This window comes from Rhodococcus sp. FG69, from assembly GCF_057808915.1.
The window spans coordinates 1-372 of record NZ_JBMDIX010000131.1 but is presented as its reverse complement, the minus strand read 5'-3'; the positions used below and the strand labels follow the sequence as shown (position 1 = coordinate 372).

Sequence of the window (372 nt, the reverse complement as noted above, 5' to 3'; positions counted from 1 at the left end):
GCGCCTGCGACAACGGCACAACCTCAGGACGCACCACCGACACCAACGCCGGCCGTGCGCGGCCCGAACCCTCGACCCGTCCACGAGCGGCAAGTGATGCCACAGTGGGTGATTCGAACAATGCGCGCACTGTGATCGCCAGGTCGAGCGCGGAGTTCACACGTGACGTGACCCGAGTGGCGCTCAGAGAATCGCCGCCGAGGTCGAAGAAATTGTCATCCAACCCGACAGTCTCGAGTCCGAGAACCTCGGCGAACACCTGGGCGATAGCACGTTCGGTGTCGGTTGTCGGCTCCCGATGATCGGCGGCGCCGATCAACTCTGGTGCGGGTAGGGCACGGCGATCCAACTTGCCGGCCGGCGTCAACGGAA

The 372-nt window shown here is 64.8% G+C and carries 1 protein-coding gene; it reads right to left on the bottom strand.

The window, feature by feature from the left end:
* Positions 1-372, bottom strand: a 372-nt coding sequence (locus ACODSO_RS29305; protein WP_489040109.1) for a phosphopantetheine-binding protein, incomplete at both ends; no start/stop codon positions are given.